This is a genomic window from Stappia sp. (assembly GCF_048261845.1).
Classification (GTDB): domain Bacteria; phylum Pseudomonadota; class Alphaproteobacteria; order Rhizobiales; family Stappiaceae; genus Stappia.
Window position 1 is genome coordinate 1 of record NZ_JBLXFR010000126.1, and the last position, 5,497, is coordinate 5,497.

The 5,497-nt window shown below is 64.9% G+C and carries 3 protein-coding genes and 1 pseudogene; all 4 read left to right on the plus strand.

Translation table 11 applies throughout. From position 1 onward, the window contains the following. A pseudogene (locus ACN0T5_RS21645) lies at window positions 1–1,282 on the plus strand (bifunctional salicylyl-CoA 5-hydroxylase/oxidoreductase); the annotation flags it as partial. A gap of 160 nt (window positions 1,283–1,442) precedes the next feature. Then, window positions 1,443–2,954, plus strand: coding sequence for a PAS domain S-box protein (locus tag ACN0T5_RS21650; RefSeq protein ID WP_417770676.1), 1,512 nt, complete (start codon window positions 1,443–1,445; stop codon window positions 2,952–2,954). Between the two features lie 306 nt (window positions 2,955–3,260). Beyond that, window positions 3,261–3,779 (plus strand): hypothetical protein, encoded by a 519-nt coding sequence (locus ACN0T5_RS21655; RefSeq protein WP_417770677.1) that lies wholly within the window; start codon window positions 3,261–3,263, stop codon window positions 3,777–3,779. 287 nt (window positions 3,780–4,066) lie between these two features. Then, window positions 4,067–5,497, plus strand: a 1,431-nt coding sequence (locus tag ACN0T5_RS21660) for a hypothetical protein (RefSeq protein WP_417770678.1), incomplete at its 3' end; no start/stop codon positions are given.

A 5,497-nucleotide genomic window follows, 5' to 3' on the forward strand; every position in this document is an offset into this window, starting at 1 on the left:
TGCCAACCTGCTGCTGCGCGACCCCGATTTCGTGGGCCGCGCCGACGACGAATGGTACGCCCGCCACCTGCGCGAGACCGGCGAGGACCTGCGGGAACGCCGCCCGACGCCGATGTTCGCGCGCTTCCGCCTGCGCGAGATGGAGCTTGCCAACCGCGTGGTGATGTCGCCCATGGCGCAATACAGCGCCACGCCCGAGGGCGACCTGACCGACTGGCACAAGGTGCATTACTGCGGCCACGCCGCCGGCGGCATGGGGCTGATCTTTACCGAGATGACCTGCCCCTCGCCCGACGCCCGCATCACCGAGGGTTGCCCCGGCATGTGGAGCGACCGGCAAGAGGCGCAGTGGAAAGAGATCGTCGATTTCATCCATGCCAACACCGGGGCGAAGGTCGCGATGCAGCTTGGCCACGCCGGGCGCAAGGCCGCGACGCAACTGGGCTGGGAAAAGGCCGACCACCCGATCCCCGATGCGTCGCGGCGCTGGCCGCTGGTCTCGGCCTCGGCCCTGCCCTGGCTCGAGGGCGTGAGCGATCAGCCGGCCGCGCTGGACCGCGCCGGCATGGACCGGGTGCGCGACGAATTCACCGCCGCCACCGAGCGGGCGGCACGCGCGGGCTTCGACATGCTCGAATTGCATTGCGCCCACGGCTACCTGCTCGCCTCCTTCCTGTCGCCGCTGACCAATCGGCGCGAGGATGACTACGGCGGCAGCGTCGAGAACCGGATGCGTTTCCCGCTCGAGGTCTTCACGGCGATGCGCGCCGCCTGGCCTGCCGAGCGTCCGATGTCGGTGCGCGTCTCGGGCAGCGACTGGAAGGATGGCGGGCTGAGCGAGGCCGACCTGATCGCCATCGCCGAGGGTTTCCGCGAGGCGGGTTGCGACCTGATCGATGTCTCCGCCGGCCAGACCGTGCCCGACCAGGAACCGGTCTACGGACGCATGTTCCAGGTGCAGTTCGCGGAAGCCGTGCGTAACGTATCCAGGATCGCCACCATGGCCGTCGGCGCGGTCACCGAGGCGGCGCAGGTCAATACCATCCTGCACACCCGCCGCGCCGACCTCGTTGCCATCGGGCGGGTGCACCTGTGGAACCCCTTCTTCACCCACCAGGCCGCCGCGTGGTATGGCGCCATGAACAAGCGCATGTGGCCAAAGCAATATCTTTCCGGCGGCGCCCAGGCCTTTCGCGAGCAGGAAAAAAACCGCGACAAGCTGCTTGAGCTTCAGCGCAAGGCGGCACCGGGCCGCCACGCGCAGGCCGAGCCCGGAGAATAGGCGAAACTCCGCCGCAGCGCCCAGACGGGCGGCATTCCCCCGCGTAAATCGGGAGGGATGTCATTTGATGTTGCCAAGTGCCGGTCTTGATGTATCAGGGACTCTCGGGTTGCGGTTTCGGCCGCCTTCTTGATGTTCTTTGGTTGGACGCTGCACGCTGTTGACGAAGTTCCCCTCGATCGACTCCTCCGTCTTCATGACTTTCTTCGACAAGGCGCTCGATGCCGTCGTCGGCATGGATGCGGACGGCCGGATCATCGCCTGGAACGCCAGTGCCGAACGCCTGTTCGGCTGGCTGCAAAGCGAGGTGCTGGACCGGCAGATGGGCGACGTCATCGTGCCCCCCCAGCATCGCGACGCCCATGCCGAGGGCCTTGCCCGCTATTGCGAGACGGGTGACGGCCCGGTTCTCAACAAGAAGATCAACATCACCGCGTTACGCCGCTCGGGCGAGGAGTTTCCGATCGAGCTGTCGATCACCGACATCTCCTCCCAGGGCGAAACGGTGTTCTTCGCCTTCATCCGCAGCCTCGAGGAACAGCAGGCCATCGCCCGCGAACGCGAGATGCGCCGCCGGCTGGCCGAGACCATGGCCTCGATCTCGGATGCGCAGATTCAGCTGGAGAGCGCGGGCGAGTTCATAGATTTCTGCATCGGCCGCATCTGCGAGGCGACGGGCTGGCCGCTGGGCCACTTCTACACGCTGGACGAGTCAGAGCGCCCGGCCCGCCTGCGCCCGACCGAGCATTGGCACATCCGCGAGGATCGCTACGCGCAGGCCGTAGAGGAAACAAAGAAATACAGCTTCGAAAAAGGCGAGGGCCTGCCCGGCACCTGTTGGGAGCGGGATGACGTGGTGGTCCTGCCGATCATCGGCAACGACAACTTCAGCCGTCGCGAGGCATTCGAGGCGCTCGATCTCGCCAAGGGCCTCGCCATCCCGATTCGCAGCCGCGAAGGCCTGGCCGGGGTGATGGAATTCTTCGCCCCCGCCAGCACCCGCGACCAGACCGAGTTGCAGCTTTTCGCACGCACCATCGCCGGCCATATCGCCGTCGCCCTGCAGCGCAAGGCCGATGCCGCCGCACAGGAAGTGCTGCGCCGCGAACTCGCGCATCGCGCCTCCAACAGCTTTGCCATCCTGCAATCGGTCTTCCGCCGCTGCTTCCGCTCGACCGAGAACCGGGAAGAGCTGTTCGAAAGTTTCGAACCCCGGCTGATGTCGGTCAGCCGCGCGCACAACAACCTGATTTCAACCAGCCGCCGCGAGAACGTGACGCTGGCCTCGATCGTGGCTGATGAACTGGACCTGCTGCCCGACACCGAGCGGGTCAGCACCTCGGGTCCCGAGATCGCCCTGCCGGCGCAGTCGATCCTGCCGATCACGGTGGTGATCCACGAGTTGGTGACCAACACGCTGAAGTATGGCAGCTGGTTCGAGGACGGCGCTCTCGAGGTGACCTGGAAGTCCGAGCCGATGACCGGCGACGCGGACAGGCAACGCGTTACCCTGATCTGGCGCGAGACCCCCACCGAGCGGACCGAGCTGTCGCCGACCACGGGCTACGGCACTACCCTGATCCGCGCGATGATCGAAACCACGCTCAAGGGCTGCTGCGAGCGCCGGATCGACAACGGCGCCTTCGTCTTCGAGGCGCGCTTCCCCCTCTGAGGCATGTCGTCTGCGCAGGCTGCCCCCTCTGCCACATGATTGACCCTGAACGGAACGCCTTACGCTAGGGAATGCGGGCGCGCGCGCCTCCACCACAAGTCCTTGTGTGTCAAAAAGCGCGGCAAAGCTGCAACAGGACACCCGCAAGATTTCGCCGGCCACCGCCTCCGGGGGTGACGCGCGCGCCCGCACCGCCTCTACTGGAGGCGGGACAAATGACGGGACACGACGTGCCCGGCCGGTGCCGTATCGGCGCTTCGGGCCGCGCATGAACCTACCCCGTCGCACGAAAACGGGGACATTCGAATGCGCACCATATTGACCGCCGCCGCCATTACACTGGCCAGCGCCCTGCCGCTCGCGGCCGAGCCCTGCCAGTCGATCCTGTCGGATTTCTCGTTCTGCCCTTCCGAAAGCTGGGACAGGCTGGACCTGGAACTGCCGAAGGGCATCATGGTCTGGCAGAACGGCGACGTCACCGCCAAGGTCATCGTTGAGGCCCACGCCTCGGGCACCGCCCCCGATCTCGACCAGATCATCGCCACGATCAAGAGAAGCGTCCGCGCCTCGCTGCCCGACCCCAAGGCGGTCTCGTTCGGCGACTACGAGACCGACGACGGCGCCGAAGCCGACCTCGGCATCCTGGCCTATGACCTCGACCTGCGGCAGGGCCATCTGCAGGTGCACCACTCGGTTCTCGTGGCCGACCAGGTGACGCTGCAGTTCCTGACCAGCACCGGGTCGGACAACGATGCGGCCAACCTAAACGCGCACCGCGAGTTCATCTCGACCTTCCGGCTGACCGAGCCGAGCATGTCGATCTGAGCGGACCCGCCGCGCCCCGATCTTCCCTCCATCCGGGAGTCGCGCAAGGCGTCCCGCGGCGATAAATCTTGACATAACACGAGAATCCGCCACTCTGTTGCGCGGGTGAGAAGGGGGCTTAGTGCCACCACGCAATTGACGCGTGGGCGTATCCGGTAGTTTTTTCCAGCCTATTTCAATGCGCTCCAAATTCGGCTGCGACAGGCGGTGCCTGCACGCGGTCAGGGTGACGAGGCTGATTTTTGGCAAGACCTGGGAAGCGGCGATTTTGCTGCGAGGTCTTTGCTATGACTGACATTTCCATTGAGGCACCAGGCTCTTCCGCCGATATCGACGGCGTGATCTTCCAGGACTCCGCCAACATCGGATCGGGCACCGGGAACTACAACACCTTCCTTGCCCTCAAGGGAAACGACGGTGTGGTTCGCGGCTTCAATACGGATGACAGCGGCGGCAATGATCCCTCGAATCCCGAGGTCGATCTTTCGAAGACCGAGACCTTGCTGCTCGGCTCGATCCCGATCATCCTGGTCGACGGCGTCGAATACTACGAGTTCCGTCTCGACCTGAACGAGAGCAATTCCAATCCCGACGCGCAGATCTCGCTGAACCAGTTCACCCTCTACTCGTCGGCTTCGAGCACCATCGAGGACCGCACGACGCTGGAATCCTCGAACCTGGTCTGGGACATGGATGCCGCATACGGCTCTGACGTCACGATTTTGATGACCGAGGTTTCGACCGGCAGCGGCACCGACGATTACTCGGTGCTCGTGCCGGTGTCCAAGTTCGACGGCCTCGATCCGCTGACCACCTATATCTACCTCGATACCGAGCTTGGCCGCCTCGGCCCGCCCAGCGAATATGACGAGGACGGCGGCTTTGAGGAATGGAACGTCCAGACCGCCGGCGCCATCACCGGCTACAAGTTCCAGGACTGGAACGGCAACGGCATCTGGGAGCCGCTGGGCACCGACGGCGTCGCCGGCACCGGCGATGACGAAGACGGCGTCGAAGGCGTCACCATCTTCATCGACACCGACAAGGACGGCACGCTCGACCCGGGCGAACGCTCGACCGTCACCGCCGCCGACGGCAGCTATACCTTTTTCGGCGTGACCCTCGGCACCCATCAGATCGACGAGATCATTCCGCCGGGCGAAACCCAGACCACCGGCGCCTTCGAGACCATCACCGTATCCGAGACCGGCCAGCTCTATACCGTTGATCCGATCGGCAACTACATCCCGCGCCCCAGCATGCTGATCCAGAAGACCGTCATCGACGTGGGCGGCGATGGCAAGGACGGCAAGGCCGACGCGGCCGGGGACGTGATCACCTATGACATCGCGGTCTTCAACACCGGCAACCAGACGCTGACCAACATAACCGTTGTGGACCCGCTCACAGGCACGGATGAACTGCTGCCGGTCAGCCTCGACCCGGGCGAGTCCTACACTATCTATGGCGTCACCTACTCGGTCACTCAGGCCGACCTCGACAGCAACGGCGGCGGCGACGGGTTGATCGAGAACACCGCCGTGGCCGACAGCGACCAGACCAACCCGGTTCAGGATATCGAGGTCGTTCCCCTGCTTCTGCTGCCCGGCCTCGACGTGAAGAAGAGCGTCACCGGCATCAGCGGCGGCAACGGCAATGCGCTCGCCGATGCGGTCGGCGACGAGATCGCCTACAAGATCGAGGTCACCAACACCGGC